This is a genomic window from uncultured Sphingomonas sp., from assembly GCF_902806265.1.
Classification (GTDB): Bacteria; Pseudomonadota; Alphaproteobacteria; order Sphingomonadales; family Sphingomonadaceae; genus Sphingomicrobium.
In genome coordinates, this window is sequence record NZ_CADCVZ010000022.1 from 26,512 (window position 1) to 51,003 (window position 24,492).

31 protein-coding genes and 1 tRNA gene are annotated in these 24,492 nt (G+C 66.2%); 18 read left to right on the plus strand and 14 right to left on the minus strand.

The features are described 5' to 3' along the window. From QZX62_RS05250 to QZX62_RS05260, 3 genes are read right to left on the minus strand one after another with little or no spacing between them, the layout of a single operon-like run. Nucleotides 1–1,290, minus strand: coding sequence for a nucleoside transporter C-terminal domain-containing protein (locus tag QZX62_RS05250; protein ID WP_294172722.1), 1,290 nt, complete (start codon nt 1,288–1,290; stop codon nt 1–3). 19 nt (nt 1,291–1,309) lie between these two features. Beyond that, entirely contained in the window at nt 1,310–1,879 is a 570-nt protein-coding gene (locus QZX62_RS05255; RefSeq protein ID WP_294172823.1) for a TIGR00730 family Rossman fold protein, read from the minus strand. After that, nucleotides 1,879–2,865, minus strand: coding sequence for an adenosine kinase (locus QZX62_RS05260; RefSeq protein ID WP_294172724.1), 987 nt, complete (start codon nt 2,863–2,865; stop codon nt 1,879–1,881). Before QZX62_RS05260 ends, QZX62_RS05255 begins: the two co-directional genes overlap by 1 nt. A 57-nt stretch (nt 2,866–2,922) precedes the next feature. Between QZX62_RS05260 and QZX62_RS05265 the strand changes: the two genes are divergently transcribed. From QZX62_RS05265 to QZX62_RS05280, 4 genes are all read left to right on the plus strand, one after another. Beyond that, nucleotides 2,923–3,582 carry a queuosine precursor transporter gene (locus tag QZX62_RS05265; protein ID WP_294172726.1) on the plus strand — a complete coding sequence of 220 codons (660 nt, stop codon included), beginning with the start codon at nt 2,923–2,925 and terminating at the stop codon, nt 3,580–3,582. Nucleotides 3,583–3,771: 189 nt separating this feature from the next. Then, nucleotides 3,772–6,378 (plus strand): TonB-dependent receptor, encoded by a 2,607-nt coding sequence (locus QZX62_RS05270; RefSeq protein ID WP_294172728.1) that lies wholly within the window; start codon nt 3,772–3,774, stop codon nt 6,376–6,378. A 91-nt stretch (nt 6,379–6,469) separates the two neighbouring features. Beyond that, nucleotides 6,470–6,543 (plus strand) — tRNA-Gly (locus QZX62_RS05275). A 163-nt stretch (nt 6,544–6,706) separates the two neighbouring features. After that, a complete protein-coding gene (locus QZX62_RS05280; RefSeq protein WP_294172730.1) occupies nt 6,707–7,087 on the plus strand; it encodes a DUF4440 domain-containing protein in 381 nt (126 codons plus the stop codon). A gap of 4 nt (nt 7,088–7,091) precedes the next feature. On the opposite strand, the gene QZX62_RS05285 is transcribed toward QZX62_RS05280, so the two are convergent. Then, nucleotides 7,092–7,856, minus strand: coding sequence for a molybdopterin-binding protein (locus QZX62_RS05285; RefSeq protein WP_294172732.1), 765 nt, complete (start codon nt 7,854–7,856; stop codon nt 7,092–7,094). 63 nt (nt 7,857–7,919) lie between these two features. On the opposite strand from QZX62_RS05285, the gene map reads away from it, so the two are divergent. Beyond that, nucleotides 7,920–8,747, plus strand: coding sequence for a type I methionyl aminopeptidase (map, locus tag QZX62_RS05290; RefSeq protein WP_294172734.1), 828 nt, complete (start codon nt 7,920–7,922; stop codon nt 8,745–8,747). Here the strand turns inward: map and QZX62_RS05295 are convergent. Further along, on the minus strand, nt 8,741–9,484 hold the full coding sequence (locus QZX62_RS05295) for a phosphocholine cytidylyltransferase family protein (RefSeq protein WP_294172736.1): 744 nt from the start codon (nt 9,482–9,484) through the stop codon (nt 8,741–8,743). The two genes, map and QZX62_RS05295, sit on opposite strands and share 7 nt — an antisense overlap. A 77-nt stretch (nt 9,485–9,561) precedes the next feature. On the opposite strand from QZX62_RS05295, the gene QZX62_RS05300 reads away from it, so the two are divergent. Further along, nucleotides 9,562–9,900, plus strand: a complete 339-nt coding sequence (locus QZX62_RS05300) for a P-II family nitrogen regulator (RefSeq protein ID WP_294172737.1) — start codon at nt 9,562–9,564, stop codon at nt 9,898–9,900. A gap of 104 nt (nt 9,901–10,004) precedes the next feature. After that, complete coding sequence (locus QZX62_RS05305; protein WP_294172738.1) at nt 10,005–10,217, plus strand: helix-turn-helix domain-containing protein; 213 nt, start codon at nt 10,005–10,007, stop codon at nt 10,215–10,217. Between the two features lie 19 nt (nt 10,218–10,236). Here the strand turns inward: QZX62_RS05305 and rplS are convergent, their stop codons facing one another. Both rplS and trmD read right to left on the minus strand, forming a co-directional pair. Then, entirely contained in the window at nt 10,237–10,668 is a 432-nt protein-coding gene (gene rplS, locus QZX62_RS05310) for a 50S ribosomal protein L19 (RefSeq protein WP_294172739.1), read from the minus strand. Continuing rightward, nucleotides 10,665–11,402 carry a tRNA (guanosine(37)-N1)-methyltransferase TrmD gene (gene trmD / locus QZX62_RS05315; RefSeq protein ID WP_294172740.1) on the minus strand — a complete coding sequence of 246 codons (738 nt, stop codon included), beginning with the start codon at nt 11,400–11,402 and terminating at the stop codon, nt 10,665–10,667. The genes rplS and trmD overlap by 4 nt, the downstream gene beginning before the upstream one ends. 49 nt (nt 11,403–11,451) lie before the next feature. Here trmD and QZX62_RS05320 point away from each other — a divergent pair, with 49 nt between their 5' ends. Beyond that, entirely contained in the window at nt 11,452–12,438 is a 987-nt protein-coding gene (locus QZX62_RS05320; RefSeq protein WP_294172741.1) for an NAD(P)/FAD-dependent oxidoreductase, read from the plus strand. Here QZX62_RS05320 and rimM read toward each other — a convergent pair. The 4 genes from rimM to QZX62_RS05340 all read right to left on the minus strand — a co-directional run bounded on the left by rimM (nt 12,435) and on the right by QZX62_RS05340 (nt 15,809). Then, on the minus strand, nt 12,435–12,923 hold the full coding sequence (gene rimM / locus QZX62_RS05325; RefSeq protein WP_294172742.1) for a ribosome maturation factor RimM: 489 nt from the start codon (nt 12,921–12,923) through the stop codon (nt 12,435–12,437). The two genes, QZX62_RS05320 and rimM, sit on opposite strands and share 4 nt — an antisense overlap. 115 nt (nt 12,924–13,038) lie before the next feature. Next, nucleotides 13,039–13,641 carry a 30S ribosomal protein S16 gene (rpsP, locus tag QZX62_RS05330; RefSeq protein WP_294172743.1) on the minus strand — a complete coding sequence of 201 codons (603 nt, stop codon included), beginning with the start codon at nt 13,639–13,641 and terminating at the stop codon, nt 13,039–13,041. Between the two features lie 25 nt (nt 13,642–13,666). Continuing rightward, a complete protein-coding gene (ffh, locus tag QZX62_RS05335) occupies nt 13,667–15,154 on the minus strand; it encodes a signal recognition particle protein (RefSeq protein ID WP_294172744.1) in 1,488 nt (495 codons plus the stop codon). A 235-nt stretch (nt 15,155–15,389) separates the two neighbouring features. After that, a complete protein-coding gene (locus QZX62_RS05340; RefSeq protein ID WP_294172745.1) occupies nt 15,390–15,809 on the minus strand; it encodes a hypothetical protein in 420 nt (139 codons plus the stop codon). A gap of 58 nt (nt 15,810–15,867) precedes the next feature. Between QZX62_RS05340 and dapF the strand changes: the two genes are divergently transcribed. From dapF to QZX62_RS05365, 5 genes are read left to right on the plus strand one after another with little or no spacing between them, the layout of a single operon-like run. Beyond that, entirely contained in the window at nt 15,868–16,671 is an 804-nt protein-coding gene (gene dapF, locus QZX62_RS05345; RefSeq protein ID WP_294172746.1) for a diaminopimelate epimerase, read from the plus strand. Continuing rightward, nucleotides 16,662–17,582: a signal recognition particle-docking protein FtsY gene (ftsY, locus tag QZX62_RS05350; RefSeq protein WP_294172824.1), complete on the plus strand. Its 921-nt coding sequence runs from the start codon at nt 16,662–16,664 to the stop codon at nt 17,580–17,582. Before dapF ends, ftsY begins: the two co-directional genes overlap by 10 nt. Continuing rightward, nucleotides 17,579–18,199: a septation protein A gene (locus QZX62_RS05355; RefSeq protein ID WP_294172747.1), complete on the plus strand. Its 621-nt coding sequence runs from the start codon at nt 17,579–17,581 to the stop codon at nt 18,197–18,199. Before ftsY ends, QZX62_RS05355 begins: the two co-directional genes overlap by 4 nt. Next, entirely contained in the window at nt 18,196–19,140 is a 945-nt protein-coding gene (locus tag QZX62_RS05360; protein WP_294172748.1) for an ABC transporter ATP-binding protein, read from the plus strand. Before QZX62_RS05355 ends, QZX62_RS05360 begins: the two co-directional genes overlap by 4 nt. Further along, on the plus strand, nt 19,137–19,898 hold the full coding sequence (locus QZX62_RS05365; RefSeq protein ID WP_294172750.1) for an ABC transporter permease: 762 nt from the start codon (nt 19,137–19,139) through the stop codon (nt 19,896–19,898). Before QZX62_RS05360 ends, QZX62_RS05365 begins: the two co-directional genes overlap by 4 nt. 33 nt (nt 19,899–19,931) lie before the next feature. Here the strand turns inward: QZX62_RS05365 and QZX62_RS05370 are convergent, their stop codons facing one another. From QZX62_RS05370 to pspF, 3 genes are all read right to left on the minus strand, one after another. Beyond that, nucleotides 19,932–20,558 (minus strand): superoxide dismutase, encoded by a 627-nt coding sequence (locus QZX62_RS05370; protein ID WP_294172752.1) that lies wholly within the window; start codon nt 20,556–20,558, stop codon nt 19,932–19,934. 102 nt (nt 20,559–20,660) lie between these two features. Then, entirely contained in the window at nt 20,661–21,203 is a 543-nt protein-coding gene (locus tag QZX62_RS05375) for a tetratricopeptide repeat protein (RefSeq protein WP_294172754.1), read from the minus strand. A gap of 79 nt (nt 21,204–21,282) precedes the next feature. Next, a complete protein-coding gene (gene pspF, locus QZX62_RS05380) occupies nt 21,283–22,341 on the minus strand; it encodes a phage shock protein operon transcriptional activator (protein WP_294172757.1) in 1,059 nt (352 codons plus the stop codon). Between the two features lie 163 nt (nt 22,342–22,504). On the opposite strand from pspF, the gene pspA reads away from it, so the two are divergent. The 5 genes from pspA to QZX62_RS05405 are packed head-to-tail and all read left to right on the plus strand — an operon-like array spanning nt 22,505 to nt 24,465. Then, nucleotides 22,505–23,173, plus strand: a complete 669-nt coding sequence (pspA, locus tag QZX62_RS05385) for a phage shock protein PspA (protein ID WP_294172760.1) — start codon at nt 22,505–22,507, stop codon at nt 23,171–23,173. A gap of 3 nt (nt 23,174–23,176) precedes the next feature. Beyond that, nucleotides 23,177–23,509: an envelope stress response membrane protein PspB gene (gene pspB / locus QZX62_RS05390; protein ID WP_294172761.1), complete on the plus strand. Its 333-nt coding sequence runs from the start codon at nt 23,177–23,179 to the stop codon at nt 23,507–23,509. After that, the gene (gene pspC, locus QZX62_RS05395; protein ID WP_294172762.1) at nt 23,509–23,898 is read left to right on the plus strand and encodes an envelope stress response membrane protein PspC; all 390 of its coding nucleotides are present in this window, start codon (nt 23,509–23,511) and stop codon (nt 23,896–23,898) included. The genes pspB and pspC overlap by 1 nt, the downstream gene beginning before the upstream one ends. A 22-nt stretch (nt 23,899–23,920) precedes the next feature. Next, nucleotides 23,921–24,211, plus strand: a complete 291-nt coding sequence (locus QZX62_RS05400) for a hypothetical protein (RefSeq protein ID WP_294172763.1) — start codon at nt 23,921–23,923, stop codon at nt 24,209–24,211. After that, on the plus strand, nt 24,211–24,465 hold the full coding sequence (locus QZX62_RS05405; RefSeq protein ID WP_294172765.1) for a hypothetical protein: 255 nt from the start codon (nt 24,211–24,213) through the stop codon (nt 24,463–24,465). Before QZX62_RS05400 ends, QZX62_RS05405 begins: the two co-directional genes overlap by 1 nt. Nucleotides 24,466–24,492 lie beyond the last annotated feature (27 nt).

The window sequence follows — 24,492 nt, forward strand, 5'->3', positions numbered from 1 at the left end:
TCAACCCGGCAGCATGATTCCGGCCAGCGCCGCGCTCATCAGGTTGGCGAGACTGCCGGCGATCAGGGCGCGGATGCCGAGCCGGGCAATCACCGGCCGCTGGTTCGGGGCCAACCCGCCGGTCACCGCCATCTGAATCGCGATGGAGCTGAAGTTCGCAAAGCCGCACAGCGCGAAGGTAACGATCGCCCGGCTGCGCTCACTCAGGGCTGCGGCCGCACCCTGCGCGTTGCCGAGATCGATGAAGGCGACGAATTCATTGAGCACGATCTTGGTCCCGAACAGCCCGCCTGCGACGCCGGCCTCGTTCCATGGCACCCCGATCAGGAACATGAACGGCTGGAAGAGGAAGCCGACCAGCCGCTGGAAGGTCAGGCCCTCGATCCCGACCCAGCTACCAAGGCCGGAAAGCAGCCCGTTGGCGAGCGCCACCAGCGCCACGAACGCCAGCACCATGGCCCCGACCGCGACCGCCAGCTTCACCCCGGTCTGAGCCCCCTGCGCCGCGGCCATGATGATGTTGGCCGGCCGCTCACCCTCCTCAAAGGTCTCGGCGATCTCGACGGTTTCGGCTGGCGGTCCTGCTTCAACGACGGCCATCTCCGGGCTCGGCGCAGTCTCGGGCTCACGCGGGTCGGGCATGATGATCTTGGCCATCAGGATGCCGCCTGGTGCCGACATGAAGGCCGCCGCAAGGAGGAAGGGCAGGTAGCGTTCCCCAAGCAGGCTGGCGTAGGCCGCGAGGATCGTGCCCGCGACCCCCGCCATGCCTACGACCATCAGGGTGAACAGCTTGGCCGGGGGCAGCGCCGCCAGGTAAGGCCGCACCACCAGGGGGCTCTCGGACTGGCCAACGAAGATGTTGGCCGCGCTGCCCAGCGCCTCGACCCGGCCGACACCCGTGATCCAACCGATCGCGCCGCCGACCCAGCGGACGATCCGCTGCATGATGCCCAGATAGTAGAGGATCGAAACCAGCGCGGCGAAGAAGATGATCACCGGCAGGGCGCCAAGGGCGAAGGTGTTCCACAGCGCCGGGTTGGCCTCCCTGGGACCGAACAGAAAGGCCGTTCCCTGGCCCGCATAGCCGAGCAGGTTGGAGACGCCCGTAGCCATCCCGTTGATCGTTGCGCGCCCCCAACTCGTGTACAGCACCAGAAATGCAATTGCGGCCTGCATGGCGAACGCCGCGCCGACCACCCGCGGGCGAATGGCGCGTCGGTCGCTCGACAGCAAAAAGGCAAACAGCAGGATGGCGGCGACGCCGATCAGGCCGAACAGCTGATTCATGTGCGCGCGGTCTCCACCCCTACCAGACCATGCCCTGCGTAGCGCGCGCGAGGGCGGCGTCCACCCGGTCCAGCGCCGCGGCGGGCGAATGCGCCAGCAGCAATTGCTCGCGCCGTGCTGGGGACAGGAAGCCGCTGGCAGAAACATGGTCCATGAACCGGTCGAGCCCGCTCCAGAACCCGTTCACGTCCATCAGGCAGAACGGCTTTGCATGGTAGCCGAGCGCGTTCCAGGTCCAGGCCTCGAACAGCTCGTCGAGTGTGCCAATCCCGCCGGGCAGCGCGACGAACGCGTCGCACAGCTCGGTCATCTTGGCCTTGCGCTCGTGCATGCCCGCGACCTGATGGAGTTCCGTGCAGCCCGGGTGGGCGACCTCCTTGTCGACCAGCGCCGTGGGAATGACGCCGTAAACGCGCCCACCCCCTGCCAGCACCGCATTGGCGACCACGCCCATCAGCCCCAAGCGACCGCCGCCGTAAACCAGGTCAATGCCGCGGCCCACCATCTCGCGGGCGAGCTCCCGCGCCGCGTCCGCGAAGACCGGATCGGCCCCCATCGCGGAACCGCAATAGACCGCAAGGCGCCGGATCACAGCCTGACCAGCTCCGCAAGGTCCGCGATCGGCCGCGCGCCGAAGTGCGAGATGACCTCCGCGGCGGCGATCCCGCCCGTCATGAGCTGCCGCTCGATCCCATGCCCCTTGCAGCGGGCGGCAAGAAAGCCGGCGGCGAACAGGTCGCCCGCCCCGGTGGTGTCAACCACTTGCTGCACCGGCACTGCGGGTACATCGGTGCGCGCGCCGTTCTCCAGGGCCAGCGCCCCGGCCGCGCCGCGGGTCAGCACCAGCGTGGGCACCTTTAGTTGCAATGCCCGGACGGCGCCGTCCAAGTCCGCGGCTCCCGTCAGCTGGACCGCCTCCTCCTCGTTGGCGAACAGGAGGTCGATCCCGCCCCGGTCGATCATCGCTTGGAACCCTTCCCGCCGCCCGGCGATGCAGACGCTTTCCGACAGGGTGAAGGCGACCCTGTTTCCGGCGGATCGGGCGATCTCCACGGCGTGAAATAGCGTCTGCCGTGGCAGCTCGGGACCGAACAGATAGCCTTCCAGCATCAGGAGAGGCGCCGAGCGGATCAGCGCCTCGTCCAATGCGTCCGGCCGCAGCTGGTGGGAGGCACCCGGGCAGGTGTTCATGGTCCGCTGCGCGTCCGGCGTGACCAGGATGAGGCATCGCCCGGTCGGCAGCTCGCTTTGCAGCGGAGCGGTGTCGAACTGAACGCCGAGCGCCCGGATATCGTGGGCGAAGATGCTGCCGAGCTGGTCGGCCGCCACCTGGCCGACGAACGCCGCGCGGCCGCCCATCGCCGCAATGCCGGCCATAGTGTTGGCCGCCGACCCGCCGCTGGTCTCGCGCGCGGAGCCCATGGCATCGTACAGCCGGTCCGCAGCTTCCGGCCCCAGCAGCTGCATGGAGCCTTTGGGCAGGCCATGACGCGCCAGAAAGTCGTCATCGCAGGTCGCAATGACGTCGACGATCGCATCGCCGATGGCGACAATGTCGAGTTCTCGGGAAGTCACGAGGCAGCGCGCCTAGCCGTTGCCCGGGCGGACGGCAACCGTTACGGCCCGCTGCCCATGACCACCGCCTCCGCCGTGCAAGCAACGCCCCCGCTTTCCCGCTCGCTGTTCGCTTTCTCCGTCTTCTACGGCGGCATGGTGTGCATCGCGGGCGTGCTCGGCAACAAGCAGGTGGCGCTTGGCCCGCTGGCGGTCGAGGCTGGCATTTTCGCTTTTCTATTGCTGGTCGTCACCTCCAGCGCGGTGGCGGAGCTGCACGGGCGTACCACCGCCAACCGGCTCGTCCTGTTCGGCTTCGTGCCATTGCTGGCGAGCCTGGCTTTAACCCTGTTGGTGCTTGCCACGCCCGCAGCGGCCGCCATGGACCCGGCGCGCTTGTCGGCATTCGACACGATCATGACCGGCACGCCACGCATCTGGCTCGCGGGGATCGTGGCTTACGGCATTTCCACCTTCCTCAACGTATCCATCTTCAGCCGCCTCAAGGGCCGCGAGGGCAGCCGCCTGCTGTGGCTCCGGTCGGGCGTGGCCAGCGTGCTCAGCCAGATCGTCGATACGTTGCTCTTCATCTCGGTTGCCTTCTACGGCGTGTTCCCCATTGGCGAGCTGATGCTCGGGCAGATGATCGCCAAGGTCGTGCTGTCGATCGTGCTGGTTCCGCCACTCATTTACATCTTTGTGAGCCTGGGCCGCCGATTGAACGCCCCCGCCGGTTGAAACGGCAGAGTTAAGCTGCTGTACGCTCCGCCCGAGTCGCGGGGTGGCGACCGGCAAGTTGTTATTCTGCAACACGGATCCAGGCATCGGGTGAGCTCCTCGAGGTTGTCACCCGCGTGTCGCATTCCGGCCTTAGCGGCCCCGATGCTCGCATCTGACGAGACACTCATTCCAGCTCCGGGGATATCTGTGAAAAAGTCGCTTCTGCTTACCTCCTGCGCGCTGTTCGCCTGTCCAACAACGGCGTTCGCCCAGTCGACCGGCACCGTCGATTTCGAGAACGAGGCCATCGTCGTGACCGGGACGCGCGCCCGCGACGTAGGCGGCGTGCAGGCTCCCGATACGCCCAAGGCGAAGGCGGTGATCACCCAGGAACTGATCTCCCGCAGCAACCCTGGTCAGACCGTGCTTGACGTCATCAACGCCGTTCCCGGGGTCAGCTTTCAGAACAACGACGCTTATGGCAACTCCGGCGGACGCCTGACCATTCGCGGCTTCGACCAGACCCGCGTCAGCTACACGCTGGACGGCGTCCAGCTGAATGATAGCGGCAACTACGAGGTTTATTCCAACTTCTCCATCGACCCGGAGTTGATTGACCAGGTCAACGTCGGCCTCGGCTCCACCGACGTCGACAGCCCGACCGCCTCCGCCACCGGCGGCACCGTTAATCAGCGCACCCGCAACCCGGGCCGCGAGTTCGGCGGCCGTTTCGTGGGTTCGCTCGGGCAATTCGACTACCGCCGCCTATTCGGCCTGATCGACACTGGCGAGTTCACCAGCCTGGGTACCCGCGCCTTCATCTCGGGCAGCGTGTCGCAGTACGACAACCCTTACAACAACTACGGCAAGCTCGACCGCAAGCAGGTCAACGCCAAGGTCTACCAGCCGGTTGGCAGCAACGGCGACTTCGTCAGCGTCGCCGGCCGGTACAACCGCGATCGCAACAACTTCTTCGGATCCGTGGCACTGCGCAACGACCTGGACGCGCCGAGCGGCTTTCCTCAATCTCGGGACGGGCGCGAGTACGACATCAATTATCCCTGCACCATCGATCAGCCGGAAGCGGGTACTGCAAATCAGCCAAACGCCTGCGGGATCGAGTTCGACCGCCGCTTGAACCCGTCCAACAGCTACAACGTCCGCGGCAACTCGCGCTTTACGCTTGCGCCCAACCTCGTCCTCACGGTCGACCCCAGCTTCCAGTATACGAAGGCGAACGGTGGCGGTGTCACCACTTCGCTTCGGTCGGGCCTGCCTAGTGGCAGTGCGAACGAAGGCTTCACCACCGTGGGCGGTCAGCCCGCCACCGGCTTTGTCGGCGGGAGCTACTTCTTCGGCCGCGACCTCAACGGTGACGGCGACATCCTGGATCGCGTGACGCTCGCCAATCCGAGCCAGACCCGCACGCGCCGCTATGGCTTCATCTCCGGCCTGCGCTGGGACATCAACGAACAGCATAGCGCCCGCGTCACCTACACGCTTGACCGCGCCAACCACCGACAGACCGGGCAACTCGGTTTCCTGGAGATCGACGGCGAGAACGAGAATGCCTTCCCGATCGACGATCCGATCGAGGACGCGAACGGCAATGTCGTGCAGAAGCGTGACCGCAAATCGTACGCGATCCTCAACCAGGTCGCGGGTGAATATCGCGGCGAGTTCGGCGCGCTGACGCTGAACGCCGGGCTCCGCTTGCCCTTCTTCAAGCGCGACCTGGAGAATTATTGCTTCACCACCAGTGCCAACGGCTTCGTTGACTGCTTCGGTCAGGACGCCGAGCTGGAAGACCAATATGCCGGCGCGAACCCGACGGTCCAGGGCCCGCAGCAGCGAGTTCTGAAGTACAACAAGCTGCTCCCGAATGTCGGAGCGATCTACGACTTCACGCCACAGATCTCCGGGTTTGCCAGCTACGCCAAAGGATTGTCGGTGCCGAGCACGGATAACCTCTACAATGCGTTTTTCTTCCCTGCCGATGTGGATGAAGCTGAGCCAGACCCCGAAACGACCGACACGTTCGATGCCGGTGTTCGCTTCCGCAACTCGCGTATTCAAGCGCAGGTCGCCGGCTGGTTCACCAAGTTCAACGATCGCCTCGCTTCAGCCTACGATCCGGTGCTTGAGCGGTCGGTTTATCGTAACCTGGGCCGCGTGAACAAATATGGCATCGATGCTTCCGTGGCGTTCCAGGCTACCCGCAATCTGTTCCTGTACGCCTTCGGCTCGCTCAACGAGTCGAAGATCAAGGACAATCTGCAGATCGGCGGCCCCGCCGACTTCAGCTGCGACGATGCCACGGACGATGCGACCGGCCTGCGTAACTGCGCCTTCACCAAGGGCCAGCGGGAGTCGGGCGCTCCGCGCTACACCTTCGGCGGCTCGGCCCTTGCCACCATCGGCCTGTTCGATGTTGGCCTCACGGCCAAGCGCACGGGCCCGCGCTATGTCTACGACACCAACCTGCCGACCTTCCTTGGCGATGTGGACAATCTCGGAACAGCCGCCGCTCCGACGGTTATCTATGGTGCCAAGGCCCCGGCCTATTGGCTGGTGAACCTGGATGCCCGCTTCAACCTCAAGATGCTGCGCGGGCTCGAGACTAGCTATGTCCAGTTCAACGTCTACAACCTGTTCGACAAGTTGTACGTCGGCGGTTTCGGCGGCAACCTCAATCAGGGTGTTTCAGTCGACACGAGGAATCCGGTGCCCGCAGGCGGCGCTTACGCGAGCCCCGGCTTTGTTCAGATTGGTGCTCCGCGTACCGCGTCCGTGTCGCTGAACATCGGCTTCTAAGTCGCGCAGGAGCCAGGATAGGGGGCGTCGGCTTGGATTGGCGCCCCTTCCTTTTGCCGGCACGCTGGCGTAATCGCCGCCCACTGCCCGAGCGGGTATGATGTAATGGTAGCCTGTCAGCTTCCCAAGCTGAACGCGCGGGTTCGATTCCCGCTACCCGCTCCAACAAGCAGCCATAGCTGATTGTTGGAGCGCGCCGGGTAAGCAACATGCCGGCGGCATGTTGCCCGGCCGCGACCTTCCGCAGACTTCCTGTGCGCTCGGTGCGGAACCTGGAAACCTCTGCCCTCCCCTTCCGTTTCCCCCTGCAACCCACAGGAGGACCGCAATGGAAGACGCCCGCATCTGGGAGATGGAAGAAAAGCTCTGGCACGGCGGCGCCGAGGTCTACGAGTCCTTGGTCGATGAAGAAGTCGTCATGGCCCTGCCGGCCGAGCCCTTCATCTTCTCGCGCGACGCTGCCATCAACGCGGTCAAGAACACCCCGCGCTGGGAGGAAGTGCGCTTCTCCGACCAGAAGGTCTCGCGGCCGCAGGAAGGCATAATCGTGATCGGCTACCGGGTGGAGGCCAGCCGCGGGGAGGAGACCTACACCTGCTATGCCAGTTCGACCATGCGACGCCGCGAGCATGACGATTGGACGGTGGTGCAGCACAGCCAGGTCGTGCCGCCCAAGATCGGAATGACCGCGCAGGCAAGCGGCCGCTGACGGCCTAGATACCCCCGGGCACGGCGGGGTAGCCGGCGCTTTCCAGGCTTGCGGCGAGCAGGTCGGCACAGACCTGCGCCAGCTCCTGATCTTCCGAGCGGACGACGAAGTTGGCGCCGACCCGGCCTTCGCGGAAGAAGGGGTAGCTGCCGATGCTGACCCCGTCGTGCGCCCGCTCGGTTTCGCGCAACAGGTCAGCCACCTCGCTCTCCGGAACGAGAGCGCCGACCGTTGCAGAAATCAGCGGCCGCCCACCCTCCAGCGTGCCGGTGAGCGCGTCGAGCATGCCGGCTGTGATGTGCGGCACGCCGGCCAGAATGAAGATATCGTCCAGCTTGATGCCTGGCGCGCCGCTGACCTTGTTCACGATCAGTTCCGCGCCGTCGGGTACGCGCGCCATGCGGAGCCGCGCTTCGTTCACCCCGCCCCGCTCCGCGTAATAGCGTTCCAGCGCCGCCTGCGCATCGGGATGGACCACCACGTCGACGCCGAGCGCTCGGGCGATCGCATCCACGGTGATGTCGTCGTGGGTCGGCCCGATCCCACCGGTAGTGAACAGATAATCGTTCGCCTGGCGCAGGGCGCTGACCGCTGCCACGATCCGCTCCTCCACGTCCGGCACGATCCGCACCTCGGCCAGGCGGATCCCCTGAACGTTCAGCCAGCTGCCGATCTGGGCAACGTTCTTGTCCTGAGTCCGCCCGGACAGGATTTCGTCCCCGATAACCAGCAGGGCCGCGGTCCATATACGCGTGTCGCCTTCGCTCATGACCTTCCTTCACGGCCCCCACCGCCGCTTTGTTCAACGCAGCTCTACCCCTATATGGATGCCATGACTCAGTACATCACCGTCGCGCCGGGCGACATGAGCGAAGCGCGCAGCGGCGTCATCAAGCTGCACGGCCCCGACGACTTCGCCGGCATGCGACGCGCGGGCCGGCTTGCGGCGGAAGTGCTCGATGCGCTGGTGCCGCACGTCGTGCCCGGGGTGACCACGGCCGAGCTCGACCGGCTGATCCGCGAGCACATGCTGCGTGCGGGCGCCGTACCGGCGACCTTAGGCTACCGCGGCTACACGCACAGCTGCTGCATCTCGATTAACCATGTCGTGTGCCACGGCATCCCGTCCGACAAGCCGCTCAAGGACGGCGACATCGTCAACATCGACGTGACTCCGATCCTCGACGGGTGGCACGGCGATAGCAGCCGCATGTACTTGGTCGGCGACGTCTCGGTGAAAGCGCGGCGGTTGGTGGACGTCACCTACGAGTGCCTGATGATCGGGCTGGAGCAGGCCCGGCCCGGCAACCGCCTGGGCGACATCAGCGCCGCCATTCAGCACCATGCCGAGAAGCAGCGCTACTCGGTCGTCCGCGACTTCTGCGGCCATGGGCTCGGCCGGCTGTTCCACGACAGCCCGGAGGTGGTTCATGCGGGCCGTCCCGGCACCGGGCCCGAGCTCAAGCCCGGCATGTTTTTCACGGTGGAGCCGATGATCAACATTGGCCGTGCCGACTGCAAGATCCTTGAGGACGGCTGGACGGCGGTCACCCGCGACCGGTCACTCTCCGCTCAGTTCGAGCATTCGATCGGGATCACGGAAACGGGCTGCGAGATCTTCACGAAGAGCCCGGCCGGGCTGCAAAAGTCGCCCTACTGAGCGTCCCAGCCCCGGACCAGCTCAAGGCCACGCTGCACGTCCTCAGGGAAGTCCACCTCCCCCCAAGCCTCGCCTCGAATGTCTAGCGTCCAGACCGGGGTATGTTGGGCGAGATGGTGAATGACCCGCAGGTACCAGATGGTGGTGCCCTCCGGCGTGCGCATCGCCTGCTCGATCGCCTCGCAAAACAGCTCGGCGCCGCCCGCCCGGAATGCCAGCAAGCCGATCGACTCGGCGTTCACTCCCTGGTCTAGCCGCTTGCCGATCGCGCGCAGCCGGCCCTCGGAGTCCGCGACAACCTTCATATCGTCAGCGTCATACGTCTCCTTGCGGTCGATGGTGACGCAGACTCCAGGCTGCACGTTGCCCACCACTCGCGCCATCAACGCGGCAGAAACCATGGTATCGCCGTTCCAGACCAGCGTGTCACCGGTGAGATGCTCCCGCGCCATGTACAGGGAGCCCGTGTTGTCCGCGACCTTGAAGAAGGGGTTGAACACAGTCTTCACTTGCGGCCCGTCGCCGGCCGCCCGCCGCCGCTCCAGCGCCGCTTCGATCTGGTCGTCGCGAAAGCCGGTCACGACCACCACCTGCTCCACGCCGTTCGCCGCCAGCGTGTCGAGCTGCCGGTCGAGTAGGCTCCGGTTCCCGAACTCGATCAGGCATTTGGGCCGATCATGGGTCAGCGGTCCGAGCCTGGAGCCCTGGCCCGCGGACAAGATAATCGCCTTTTTCATGGGCGCGCGGGTTGCCGAGCAATTGCGGCAATCCGGTGACGCGCCTTAAGGTGCCGCCTGCAGGAGGGACTCAACCAGTGAAGAAGGTGGAAGCCATCATCAAGCCCTTCAAGCTCGACGACGTGAAGGACGCGCTACACGAGGTTGGCGTATCGGGCATGACGGTGACCGAAGTGAAGGGCTTCGGCCGTCAGAAGGGCCACACCGAACTTTACCGCGGCGCCGAGTATGTCATTGACTTCTTGCCCAAGGTTAAGATCGAGGTGGTGGTGGAGAATAGCCTGCTCGACAATGTGGTTGAGGCGGTCGCCGCCGCCGCACGGACGGGGCGGATCGGCGACGGCAAGATCTTCGTGTCGGATGTCGCGGAGGCGATCCGCATCCGCACAGGCGACCGGGGAACGGATGCTATCTGAGCTCCCGACGTCACCCCGGACTTCATCCGGAGTCCGCCTGCCTTTTAGCACGACCAGGAAGGAGAAGGCGGGTGCCGGGTCCAGCCCGGCATGACGCAGAACGAATGCCCCAGGACCCCCGCCTCGCCTCCATGTCGCCGGAAGAGCTGCGCTCCGCCATGCGCGCGCTCGGCTACCGGACGCAGGCCGACCTCGCCAACGCCATCGGTGTGAGCCGTTCGGCCGTCAGCCTATGGCTGGAGGGCAAGGTCGGGGTACCCCGGCCGGTGGCGATGCTGCTGCGGATGCTGCTCGCGGCGCAGCGGCGCGCCTTCTAGCGCCCGGCCGCCTACCCGCTTAGCCCTCGGCGGTCTCCGTGGCCGGCGTAGCGGTGTCCGCGACCGGCTTCTGCTGCGCCGCGCCGACCCGCGGGTCGCGGCGCTCGGCGATGCGGGCCGACTTACCGGTCCGGCCGCGCAGATAGTAGAGCTTGGCGCGACGAACGGCCCCGCGGCGGACGACTTCGATCGAGTCCACGGTCGGCGAGTAGAGTGGGAAGACGCGCTCGACGCCCTCGCCGAAGCTGATCTTCCGAACCGTGAAGTTCGAGTTGATGCCTTTGTTGGCGCGGGCGATGCACACGCCCTCGAAGTTCTGCACGCGGGCGCGATCGCCTTCGATCACCTTGACCCCGACGCGCAGCGTGTCGCCAGGCCGGAACTCGGGGATGGCGCGCTGGCCGGTCAGTTCGGCGATCTGCTCGCGCTCGATGGTCTCGATCAGGTTCACTTGGTCTTACCTTCGTTTCGTTGCCGCGCGCCAGAGGGCGGTGCCTGCGATGCGCCCCCATGGCGCTCGATCAGGTCCGGCCGCCGTAGCCGTGTGTCGTTGACTGCCTGTTCGTGTCGCCACGCAGCAATCCTCGCATGATCCCCCGATCGCAGCACTTCGGGGATCGTGCGCCCTTCCCACTCGAAAGGTCGGGTATAATGCGGATATTCGAGGAGCCCCTGTTCGAAGCTCTCCTCCTCTCCGCTGGAGGCCGCGCCCATTACCCCGGGGAGCAGCCGGACGCAAGCATCCAGCAGCACCATCGCGCCGAGTTCGCCGCCGGACAGCACATAGTCACCGATGCTGACCGGCTCGACTTCCCGGGCCTCGAAGATGCGCTCGTCGAAACCCTCGAACCGGCCGCACAGGACGATCGCGCCCTCACCCGCCGCCAGTTCCCGTACCCGCGCCTGGATCAGCGGCCTGCCCCGCGGAGTCATCGCCAGCATCGGCCGGCCGTCCGCCACGCTGTCCAGCGCCGCCGCGAGCACGTCCGCCCGCAGCACCATTCCTGCGCCCCCGCCGGCCGGGGTGTCGTCCACGCTGCGGTGCTTGTCGGTAGCGGAGGCGCGGATGTTCTGCGCCTGCAGGCTCCATACGCCCTCTACCAGCGCCCGACCGGCCAAACTCATGCCGAGCGGCCCCGGAAACATTTCCGGGTAGAGGGTCAGCACTGTCGCTTGAAAGGTCATCCCCGCGCGCTAGTCGGGAACAAGCGTAGCGCCAAGCCATTGGCGCTACATGGCTTCCGACGCACCTTACGACTGTTTGATCGTTGGCGGCGGCCCCGCCGGGCTGACCGCCGCCATCTATCTCTCCCGCTTCCTTCTCGACATCTACGTGGTGGATGGGGGCAACAGCCGCGCGGGCTGGATCCCGTGCAGCCACAATCATGCCGGCTACCCCGACGGGATAAACGGCAAGGAGCTGCTGCGGCTGATGCGCGAGCAAGCTCAGAAATATGGCGCGAAGATCGAGAACGGCCGCGTGACGCGCCTCGACAAGGAGGAGGACGGGCTGTTCACCGCCGAGTGGGGCGCGGGTCCCAAGCGCGCCCGCACCGTGCTGCTCTGCACCGGCGTCACCAATCGGCGACCGCCGATGGATCCGGAGCTGCACGATGACGCCATGGCCCGGGGACTGATTCGCTACTGCCCGATTTGCGACGGCTACGAAGTGACCGACAAGAAGGTCGGGATTATCGGCTCAGGCAAGGGCGGCGTGGGAGAGGCGATCTTCCTGCGCAGCTACACAGGCGATGTCACCCTGATTGCACCCGACAGCGCGCTGGAGTTAACCCCGGAAGAGCAGGAGCGGTTGAAGGCGGCCGGAGTGAAGGCCGTGGACGGCCCTGCCGAGGCGGTCGGGGTTGCAGGCGACTGCATCACGGTCGACACAGCGGAGGGTTTGCTGACCTTCGACAGCGTCTACCCCGCCCTCGGCTCCGACACGCACACGCAGCTGGCCGAAATGGTCGACGCGAAGCTGGCGGAAGACGGCTGCATCCTGTGCGACGAGAAGATGCGGACCACGGTGGAAGGACTGTATGCGGCCGGCGACGTAGTCCACGGCTTGGACCAGATCAGCCACGCGATGGGCGAAGGCGGCCAGGCCGCGACGACCATCCGCAACGACCTGGCTGCCAGTTCGCCGCTGTTCCGGCAGCCGCTCGAGGTGTCCGCCACCGGCGAAACGGAGCGGGAGACGGTTGAGGTTGGAGACTATTAGGCCAGGAAAGCCGGGTCGATCACCACCTGGCCGTTTTCCAGGTCCGCGATCCCCGGCTTGAACGGCACCAGCGCGCGCTTGCCGGCCGCATCTTCCACCTCCAGCAAGTCGCCCGCGCCGAAGTTCTCAACCGCCGAGATCGTGCCTAGCGCAGTGCCTTTCAGGTCGATGCAAGGCATGCCGGTGAGGTCGGCGTGATAGTATTCGCCTTCGTCCAGTGGCGGCAGGGAACCGCGGTCCACCTCAATCAAGCTGCCGCGGAGCGACTCGGCCGCGGCGCGGTCGTTCACCCCCTCCAGCCGGGCTGTCGCGCCCTTGCCGGCCGCCTTGGCGGAGAGCAGCCGACGCTCCCGGCCGCCGACGAACACCGCCGCATGCTGCGCGAGGCTCTCGGCGGTGTCCGTGAAAAGCTTCAGCCGGAGTTCCCCGCTGACGCCATGCGCGCCTGCGACCGCGGCAAGGGCGACGCGTCTTGCACCTCCCACTTGGGGGAGGTGGGCCGAAGGTCCGGAGGGGTCAGGGACAGAGCTATCGCTCACGCCTCCGACCCCTCAGTCAGCCGCGCTGACAGCTCCCCCAGGGGGGAGCAGCGGGGATGCACTACTCCGCCTTCTCGGCGCCTTCGGCCGGCGCAGCGTCCTCGGCCCCCTCAGCCGGCTGAGGCTGGGTCGGCGCGGACACGTCCTCAGCCGGAGCCGCCTCCGCAGCGCCCTCGGCCGGCTCAGGTTGCGTCGGCGCGCTCGCCTCTTCCGCGACCGGAGCCGCCGGTGCGGTCACCTCCTCCGTCGCAGGCTCAGGCGCGCTCGCCTCTTCGGCCACAGGCGCTTGCGGCTCAGGAGCGGCCGCCGCCGCGGCTTCGGCCAGTTCCGCCTGCTTTGTTGCACGCTCCTCGGCGCGCTCCTTGGCCTTGTCGCCCGGCTGACCCTTGTTGGGGTTATTCCGCGCGGCACGCTCCTTGAGGCCGGCGGCGTCGAGGAAGCGGGCAACACGGTCCGACGGCTGCGCGCCGACCTTCAGCCAATGCGAAACGCGCTCGGCGTCCAGTTTCACCCGCTCGGGCGAGTCCTTTGCCAGCAGCGGGTTGTAGGTGCCGACCTTCTCGATGAAGCGGCCATCGCGAGCGTTGCGGCTGTCGGCCACCACGATCCGGTAATAGGGACGCTTCTTGGACCCGCCGCGGGCCAGACGAATTGCAACTGCCATACTGAGTTCCTCTTCTAAGCTTCTGTTATCGCTTGCCAAACTTGTTGAAACCCGGCGGCATGCCGAACGGCGCCGCGCCGCCACCGGGCAGGCCCGGCAGCCCGCCGCCACCTGGACCGCCGATGCCTGGCGGCACCGCGCCCGGACCCATCAGCCCGCCCATGGCGCCCTCAAGCCCGCCCTTGCCGAACAGCGCCGCGAGTTTGCCGAGACCGCCCATCTTCTTGAGGCGCTTCATCGCGCCTTCCATCTCCTGGTGCATCTTCAGCAGCTTGTTGACCTCCTGAACGGTGGTGCCGCTGCCTTTGGCGATGCGAATCTTACGCTTGGCGTTGATGAGGGCCGGCTTTTGCCTCTCCGTCGAGGTCATCGACGACAGCATCGCCTCCAGGTGGACCAGCGCCTTCCCGTCCTGCGCCTTGTCCATCGCGCCCTTCATGCCCTTGAGGCCCGGCAGCATGCCCGCGAGCGCCCCGAGCCCGCCCATGCGCTTCATCTGGTCGAGTTGCATGCGCAGATCGTCGAGGTCGAACTTGCCTTTGGCCATCTTGGCCGCGAGCTTCTCCGCCTCGTCCATCTTGATGGTCTCGGCCGCGCGCTCGACCAAGCTGACCACGTCGCCCATGCCGAGGATGCGCCCCGCGACCCGCTGCGGGTGGAAGGGCTCGATCGCGTCCAGCCCCTCGCCCGTGCCGGCGAACTTGATCGGCTTGCCGGTGACCGCCCGCATGCTGAGCGCGGCGCCGCCGCGAGCATCGCCGTCCATCCGGGTCAGGATCACGCCGCTGATGTCGACCTCGCCGGCGAAGCCCTTGGCGACGTTGATGGCATCCTGACCGGTCAGGCTGTCGACGACCAGCAACGTCTCGGTCGGGCGCGAGGCGGTGGCGACGGCCTTCATTTCGCCCATCAGGGCATCGTCGACGTGCAACCGGCCGGCCGTGTCGAGCAGGACCACATCATAGCCCTGCAGCCGTGCAGACTGCAGCGCCCGCGCCGCGATTTCCACCGGCGGCTGGCCCGGCACGATCGGCAGGGTGTCGACGCTGGCCTGCCGCCCGAGCACCGCCAACTGCTCCTGCGCCGCCGGCCGGGCCACGTCGAGCGAGGCCATCAGCACGCGCTTGCGATCCTTCTCCGACAATCGCTTGGCGAGCTTGGCCGTGGTGGTCGTCTTGCCCGAGCCCTGCAGGCCGACCATCATCACCACGGCGGGCGGTGCAACGTTGACGTCGAGCTCGGAGGACTCCGCTCCAAGCATTTCGATCAGCGCGTCGTGAACGATCTTGACGACCTGCTGGCCGGGCGTAATCGAGCGCAGCACTTCCTGCCCGACCGCCTGCTCCGTGGCCTTGTCGACGAACTCGCGCGCGACCGGCAGTGCGACGTCCGCTTCGAGCAACGCCACCCGCACCTCGCGCATCGCCGAGCGCACGTCCGCCTCCGTCAGCGCGCCACGGCCCCGGAGCTGGTCGAACACGCCGCCAAGGCGGTCGCTGAGGGACTCGAACATACCAAAACTCCCGCGACGAGCCGGTCCGCAAAGCATAACGCGCCGGCGGGCGAAACCTCGCCGGCCAGCGTGCCCCAAGGGGCTTGTCGATGTTATGTCAAAAACGACGCCGCTGCGCTTAGCTCATTGTGGGCGGCAACTCAACTCCCTCATGCCAGCGAGGGCCGGCATCCAAGCGGCAGCATCGAGTGGCGAGGACAAGACGCAGTCTGAACCCCAACCGCGCCGGGTGACGTCAACCCTGCGGCTTTCGCGGACCCCGAGGTTTGCCGCTTGGCCCACCCGGTCCACCCGGACGATCGCCGCGCGGTCCGCCGCCTGGCCGAGCGCCCCGCACCGGCGGACGCGGTCCCCGCGCACCGCGGTCCACCACCTCGCCATGCCGCGGGGGCGGCCGGTTGGGCGCGGCGGCGTCGCGGGGCGCGACCGAGTAGCCTTCCTTGAGCAATTGGGTGAAAGCACTGCGGACGCTGGCGGTAATGGCGTCCTGCAGCTCCTTGGGCAGGTCTGCGAAGGTCACGTTGGGATGGATCGCCTGCACGTCGCGAAGCAGCTGGTTGGGCAGGCCCTTCGATGCGGTCTTCAGCGCCGCAACCGCGTCCAGCACGGCGGAGAAGATCACGGACTGCATGACGTCGGTGGCGGCTCTCGGCATGGCCCTGTAAACTCCTGCGCGGTGGACTTGGGTTCACGTGCCTCCTAAGTCGCCGCGGATGCCGCGGCAATTCGACAAGATGCATGGGCTGGGGAATGATTTCGTCATCCTCGATGCCCGTAGCGAGCCGCTGCAATTGTCGGGGCAACTAGCGCGTGCTTTGGCCGACCGGCGCCGCGGTATCGGCTGCGATCAGTTGATCCTGCTGGAGCCTTCTGCCGCTGCCGACCTGAAGATGCGGATCTGGAACCACGACGGAGGTGAGGTGCAGAGCTGCGGCAACGCTTCGCGATGCGTCGTTCAACTGACCGGCGCGAAGAGCATCGAGACGGGCGGCGGCCTCGTTACGGGCGATACTGCCGACGGAGAGATCGAGGTTGCGCTGACCGAACCAAAGTTCGCCTGGGACGAAGTGCCGATCACCTATCCAATGGACACCGATGCGGTGCCGATGGGCTGGGGCCCGCTGGAGAAGCCGATGGCGCTTAGCGTCGGCAACCCGCACCTCGTCTTCTTCGAAGAGGATGTGGACGCCATCGACCTCGTGCGGGTCGGCCCGAGCATCGAGCACGACCCCGCCTTTCCCGAGCGGATCAACGTCAACGTGGCGCAAGTGCTGGCGGACGGCAGCCTGAAGCTGCGCACCTGGGAGCGCGGCGCCGGCCTGACCCTCGCCTGCGGCACCGGCGCCTGCGCGACCGCGGTAGCGGCGATCAAGTCCAAGCGCGTGACCTCGCCCGTGCGCGTGACCATGCCCGGCGGCGAGCTGACGATCGCCTGGGCGCCGGGGGAGCGGGTTCGCATGATCGGGGCGGCCACACACGTTTTCCGCGGCGAGATCGATATGGAGCGATTCCAGTGAGTTGGCTGGAACGGCTGACTGGTGGATTCAAGAAAACCGCCGACCGGCTAGGTGACAATTTGACCGGCCTCGCCAGCCGCGCCGCGCTCGACACCTCGACCCTCGACGACATCGAGGAAGCGCTGATCGCGTCCGACCTGGGGCCGGAAGCCTCCCGGCGCATCCGCGACGCCATCGCCGCGCGCCGTTTCGAGCAACTCGACGAGCGCGGGCTGCGAACCATCCTGGCCGAGGAGATCGAGGCGATCCTCACGCCTGTTGCCAAGCCGCTCGACGTGTGGGGCTTCCCGCGCCCGCACGTCGTCCTGGTGATCGGCGTCAACGGATCGGGCAAGACCACCACCATCGGCAAGCTCGGGCACCTGCTGCAAGAGCAGGATTATGGCGTCATGCTGGCAGCGGGCGACACCTTCCGCGCCGCGGCCATCGAACAGCTGAGCATCTGGGGCCAGCGGATCGGCGCGCCGGTCATCTCCGGCAAGGAGGGCGGTGACGCTGCCGGAATCGTGTTCGACGGCGTCAAGCAGGCCACGGCGACCGGCATCGACGCGCTGATCGTCGACACTGCGGGGCGGCTGCAGAACAAGACCCACCTGATGGACGAGCTGTCCAAGGTTCGCCGCGTCCTTGGCCGCCTCAACTCCGAAGCGCCCCACGACGTGGTGCTGGTGCTGGACGCCACCACCGGCCAGAACGCGCTCAACCAGATCGAGGTGTTTCGCGACCTCGCAGGCGTCACGGGCCTGGTCATGACGAAGCTCGACGGCACCGCGCGGGGCGGCGTGCTGGTCGCGGCGGCGGAGAAGTTCGGCCTGCCGATCCATGCCATCGGCGTCGGCGAGGGCGTGGACGATCTGCGCCCATTCGACCCCTGCGCGGTCGCCCGCGCCATCGCCGGCTTGTACGAATGAGCAGCGCCGCGCCGCCTCAGGAACCGACCGGCGGCTCCAAGCTGCTGATCGACCTGGGGCCGCTGCTGGTCTTCTTCCTGGTGAACTTCTTCGCGCCGGTCCCGCCGATGCTGAAGATCTTCGCCGCTACCGGCGCCTTCATGGTCGCGATGGTGGCCGCGATGATCTACTCGGCCATCCGCTTTCGCCACATCTCGCCGCTGTTGTGGTTTTCCGGCGTGATGGTGGTGATCCTGGGCGGGCTCACCATCTACCTGCACAATGAAACCTTCATCAAGGTCAAGCCGACGCTCTACTACCTGCTGGTCGCGGGCCTGCTCGGCTTTGGCCTGTGGCGGGGCAAGCCGCTGTTGAAGTTGGTGCTCGGCTCCGCCTACCCCGGGCTGGACGAGGCGGGCTGGCGCAAGCTCACCCGCAACTGGGCGCTGTTCTTCGCCGGCATGGCGCTGCTCAACGAAGTGGTCTGGCGTAGCAGCAGCACCGACTTCTGGATCGGCTTCAAGCTATGGGGCGCGATCCCCCTCACCTTTCTGTTCGCCGCAATAAATATCCCCATGCTGATGCGGCACGGCTTGTCGACCGAGCCTGAGCCGGTCGAGCCAGGACCAGTCGAATGAGCGATCCGATCCTTTCCATCCGCGGTCTGCGCAAGGCCTACGCTAGCGGCACCGAGGCGCTGAAAGCCCTCGACCTCGACATCCAGCGTGGCGAGATCTTCGCGCTGCTCGGGCCCAACGGCGCAGGCAAGACGACCATGATCTCCATCGTGTGCGGCATCGTCCGCGCGACGGACGGCACGGTGCTGATCGACGGCAAGCACTGGCGGCAGAACTATCGCGAAACGCGGCGGCGGATCGGCCTGGTACCGCAAGAGCTGACCATGGACGTGTTCGAGCCGTTGATGAGTACGGTAAGCTTCAGCCGCGAACTATTCGGACTCAAGCCCGACCCCGCGCGCATCGAGCAGATCCTTCGAGACCTCTCGCTATGGGACAAGCGCAAGAGCATCCTCAAGGAGCTGTCCGGCGGCATGAAGCGCCGGGTCATGATCGCCAAGGCGCTGGCCCACGAACCGGACATCCTGTTCCTGGACGAACCCACCGCCGGCGTGGACGTCGAGCTGCGCAAGGACATGTGGAACCTCGTCCGCCGGCTCCGCGAACAGGGCGTAACCGTGATCCTCACCACCCACTACATCGAAGAGGCCGAGGAGATGGCCGACCGGGTCGGCGTGATCAACCGCGGCGAGCTGATCCTAGTCGAGGAGAAGCATGCGCTGATGCAGAAGCTCGGGCGCAAGATCCTCCACCTGCAGTTGACGGAGCCGCTGCAGGCAGTGCCGCCGTCCCTAGCCGATTGGCATCCGCAGCTCAGCGACGACGGCGCTACCCTCACCTATGAGTTCGACGCCAAGGCCGAGCGCACGGGCATTCCCTCGCTGCTCGCCGCGATGCGTGACGCTGGGATCGCGTTCAAAGACCTCGATACCAAGCAGTCGAGCCTGGAGGACATCTTCGTGGACCTGATCCACAATGGTCGCAAGGAGGCCGCGGATTGAACTGGCGAGGCATCTGGGCGATCTACAAGTTCGAACTGCACCGCTTTCGGCGCACGTTGTGGACCGGGCTGGCCGTACCCGTGATCACCACCAGCCTGTACTTCATCGTGTTCGGTGCCGCGATCGGCAGCCAGATGACCGAGATCAGCGGCATCCCCTACGGCGCCTTCATCGTGCCCGGGCTGATGATGCTCAGCTTGTTCACCGAGAGCATCTTCAACGCGAGCTTCGGCATCCACATGCCGCGCTTCACCGGGACCATCTACGAGATTTTGTCGGCGCCCTTGTCCGCCTTTGAAACGGTGCTCGGCTATGTCGGCGCGGCCGCGACCAAGGCGATGCTGGTCGCCTTGGTGATATTCGGCACCGCCCACCTGTTCGTGCCGGTGCAGGTGCTCCATCCCGGGCTGATGCTGCTCTACCTCGCACTGGTGGCGCTGAGCTTCTGCATGTTCGGCTTCATAGTCGGCATCTGGGCCAAGGGCTTCGAGCAATTGCAGGTGATTCCCTTGCTGATCGTCACGCCCCTGACCTTCCTCGGGGGCGCCTTCTACTCGATCGACATGCTTGCAGAGCCGTGGCGGACGATCACCCTGTTCAATCCCGTCGTCTACCTGATCAACGGCTTTCGCTGGACCTTCTTCGGCACTGCCGATGTCAGTTTCGGCGCGGCACTGGCGGCCACGCTCGCGTTCGCTGGGGTGTGCCTGGCCGGCATCTGGTGGATCTTCCGGACCGGGTACCGACTCAAGGCATAGCACCCCGGCAGACGCCGGGGTACTACACTCAGGCTACGCCGCCACACCTTGCCGCCCGACGCTCGCCAGCCGCTCGGACACCTTGTCCCAGTTTACCACGTTCCACCACGCCTTGAGGTAGTCCGCCCGCCGGTTCTGGTAGCGCAGGTAATAGGCGTGCTCCCATACGTCGTTGCCGAGGATCGGCGTTCCACGCACCTCGACCACGTCCATCAGCGGGTTGTCCTGGTTGGGCGTTGCGACGATCTCCAGGCTGCCCTCGCCCGTTGCGACCAGCCACACCCAGCCGGAGCCGAACTGGCCGACCCCGGCCGCGTTGAACTGCTCCTTGAAGCCGTCGAGCGAGCGCCACTTGCTGGTGACGGCATCGCGCAGTTCGCCTTGCGGCTCGCCGCCGCCCGGACCCATGATTTCCCAGAAGAAGCTGTGGTTCCAGTGCCCGCCGCCATTGTTGCGCACTACCTTGGGCAGGCTCGATGCTTGGCCAAGGATGTCCTCCAGCTCGCGCCCTTGCAGCGACTGGTCCGCGTCGACTGCCTTGTTGAGATTATCGACATACGCTTGGTGGTGCTTGTCGTGGTGCAGGCGCATCGTCTGCTCGTCGATGCTCGCCTCCAGCGCGGCATAGTCATAGGGCAGCGGCGGCACGGAATAGGTCATGGCTGATCCTCCTGGCGGTTCATGGCGACACAACGCGGTACGTGCCGGGGCTATCCCGCGGCAATCGCGTCGGTCAACCAGCCAGCCGTACCGCCGAACGGTTCAGCGGGTGCGGACCTGATAGCGAGCCAGTTCGGTTGCCACCTCGCGCCATTGGGGCGCGATAGCCTGTGCCTGCTTGAGGTCGCGGTAGGCGGCCCGGACATCGCCGCGGTCCTCGTTGGCGAGCCCGCGCGCATAATAGGCGAGCGCAGGCCGACTCGTGCGCAGCTGCAGCGACCGGTCGATCGGCGTCACGGCGTCCGCGCTCCGGCCCGACTTAATGAGCAGGATGCCCTTGTTTAGCCAAGCTTCCGGCTCGCGCGGATCCAGCCGAATGGCCTCGTTGAAGTCGGCTTCGGCGGCAGCGAAGTCGCGCTTCACCAATCGCAGGATGCCGCGATTAACGTGGGTTGCGACCCGATCATGGTCGGTCAATGCTTCGGTGAACGCAGCGTCACACTCACGCAACGCTTGCTGGTTAGCGAGGCGCGACTCGGCGGACCGGTAACAGCTAACGGCAAGCCCGTCGCCGATCACCGTAACCGAAGCGCTTGCCGGGAGTGCGACGAAAGCTGCTGCGGCAGCCAAAGCAAGGTTACGCATTCGAACCTCCTCATCGTTCTGAGCGCTAGCATCTTACGCCTTTTCCCATGCGATTGCGCGTTCTTTCCGCGGCAACCGGCTAGGCTGCGGCTTCGCTGTCCAGCAGCTTATGCCGTTTGAGCGCGTGCCGCAGCTGGTCATAGCTCAAGGACAGCGCCGCAGCGGTTGCCCGCTGGTTGTAGCGGTTTCGGGCAAGCGCGTCTTCTAGAAGGGCGCGCTCATAAGCCATGACGGCCCCGCGAAAGTCCGCAACGCCGGATGGCGGAGCCGGCTGGAACGCCGGTGCCTCCTCCACCCCGGTCCCGGCAGGCTCCGTTGACGCGCTCGAAGGAGTAGGGACTGAGCGCTCGGCATGGGTCAGCGCCCATGGCGACGCGAATGGGTCGAACTGGATGGCCGCGACCGGGCGCTCGGGGTCGTCGTGCCGGTACACCGCTCGCTCCACCGCGTTGCGCAGTTCGCGCACGTTGCCCGGCCAGCCGAACGCCTGCAGCTCCCCCATCGCCTCGCTCGAGAAGCCCGGCCAGCTCGGCCATTCGAGCTCCGCCGCCATCCGCCGACCGAAGTGCTCGGCCAGCAGCGGAACGTCGCCGGAGCGCATGCGCAGCGGCGGCAGGGTGACCACTTCGAAGCTCAGCCGGTCGAGCAGGTCGGCCCGGAACTTGCCCTGGTCGACGAGACGCGGCAGATGTTCGTTGGTCGCTGCCACGATGCGCACGTCGACCTTGACCGGCTTGGAGGCACCGATCCGCGTGATCTCGCCATATTCCGTCGCCCGCAGCAGCCGGTCCTGCGCCGGCGAGGACAGGGTTGCCAGCTCGTCCAGGAACAAGGTGCCGCCGTCCGCCTCCTCGAAGCGCCCGTGCCGGGTCTTGGCCGCGCCGGTGAAGCTGCCGGCCTCATGCCCGAACAGCTCGGCCTCGATCAGGTTCTCCGGAAGCGCGGCGCAGTTCATGGTGACCAATGGCCCCGCCCAACGCGAGGACAGGTGATGAAGTCGCTCGGCGATCAGCTCCTTGCCGGTGCCGCGCTCGCCGATCACCAGCACCGGCCGGTCGAGCGGCGCAGCCCGGCTCGCCCGCTCCACCGCATCGAGGAAGACGAGGCTCTGGCCGATGAAGTTCTGGGTTCGCTCCACGCCGAAGAGTTGGTGCTTTTCACCAGCGCTTGGCAAGTTGTTTCATGCGGGCAAGCGCAGGTGAGCGCAGCGCACGCGCTCTTCCGGTATAAACGGCTGATTGGCACGTGTCCTGCATTGTAAGCGGCAGACAGGGCCCGATAACGGTTCATGAGGTACAGGAATGAGCATTTTTTCCCGAACCCGGGATATCATGGCAGCGAATTTCACCGAGCTGCTGGACCGGTCGGAAGACCCCAGCCGGATGATCCGCATGATCATTCTGGAGATGGAAGAAACGCTGGTGGAAACGCGGGCGACCGCCGCCCGCTCGATCGCCGACGCCAAGGAAATGCGCCGGGCCATGGTCCGGCTGGAGGGCATCACCGACAGCTGGACCGAAAAGGCCGAGCTGGCGCTGAGCAAGCGGCGGGAAGACCTCGCCAAGGCCGCGCTGGTTGAGCGGCAAAAGGCATCGGACATGGCCAAAGGGCTGGAAGCCGAGATCGCGGTCGTGGAGACTACGCTCAAGGGCTATGAGGCGGACATCGCCAAGCTGCAGGGCAAGCTGCGCGAGGCGCGCGCCCGGCAGAACGCCATCGCCACCCGGATCGAGAGCGCCGTCACCCGCGCCAAGGCCCGCGAGCTGCTGAACGGCAGCCGCACGGACGATGCCTTCTCGAAGTTCGAGCTGCTGGAGCGCCGCGCCGACTTCGCCGAGGGCCGCGCCGATGCGCTGGGCATGACCGGGCCCAAGAGCCTGGAGGAGGAGATCGCCGAGCTGAAGTCCGAGGAAGCGGTCGACGCCGAACTCGAAGCACTCAAGGCGAAGCTCGCCGCAAGGGGGAAGTAAGTCATGGAAGAAGAATTCATGGGGATGATGATCGGCGCACTTGCCATCATCACCCTGTTCATCGGCCTGCCTTGGCTGATCATGCACTACGTCACCCGGTGGAAAACCGCCGCCACCCTGACCGGCTCCGACGAGAAACTGCTAGATGAGCTGCACGACCTGGCCCGCCGTCTCGACGACCGGCTGTGCTCGATCGAGCGGATCATGACCGCGGAGAACCCGAACTGGCGGCAGCAATGCCTGCCGGAGAACCCGCGGCTGGAGACTTCCACGGCCGACCTCGACGAGGAACTCGCCCGTTTTTCCTCGCGCACCCGCGACCGGGAGTATCGCTGATGGCCACGCAACCACCCAGCCGCACCCGCTTCTACAAGGACCGCCGCCACGGCAAGGTCATGGGCGTATGCGCCGGCATCGCCGACTACACCGGTTTCGATGTCACCCTGGTACGGATCCTGCTGATCCTCGGCATCTTCATGGGCGGTGGGGCGCTGATCCCTGTGTACTTCCTCACCGGCTGGATCGCGCAGGAGAAGCCGCGCGAACTTCGTAGCGAAGACCCGGAGGAGCGGCGTTTCTGGCAGGGCGTGCGTCAGTCGCCGACCCGCACCGCCCGCGACATCCGCGCCCGCCTTCGCGCAATCGACCGCCGCGTGGCTGACGTCGAAAGCTATGTGCTGACCAACAATCGCAGCCTCGACCGCGAGATCGAACAGCTTCGATAATAAGACGATTGGGAGAAGGTTGATGGAAAACCCGTGGTTCGTACTTGCCTTTTTCATGATCGTGGTCGGTCTGCCGGTGATCGCAGGCGTCCTTGCCGACATCTACAAACGGCAACTAAGGTTCAGGGAACGGGAGATGGAGCTCATCGGCTCGCAAACTGCGGAAAAGGCTGCGCAATATGCTTCGCGCACCGCCGAGCTCGAACAGCGGGTCCGAGTGCTTGAGCAGATCGTCACGGACGGTGGCATGCAGACCGCGGCGCAGATCGAGGCCCTGCGCGATCGGCCGAGCCTCGGCGAGAGGACCAACTGATGACCGGTGGACAGATGATGGTGGTGCTGATCGTCGCGGTCGTCATGATCGCTTCGATCATCAAGTCCAGGCATGGGGGCGGGCACGAGCGCCGCTCCTCCGGCCTGCCGGTCACCGCTGATCGTGGCGAAACCGAACGCCTGCGGGAAGAGGTCAAGCTCCTCAAGGAGCGGCTCCAGGTGCTCGAGCGGATCACGGTGGAAAAGGAGAACAGCCTGGCGCGCGAGATCGAGGAGCTGCGCGAGCGGCCGTGAGCGACCTCCGGGGGGCACGGGGCTGAC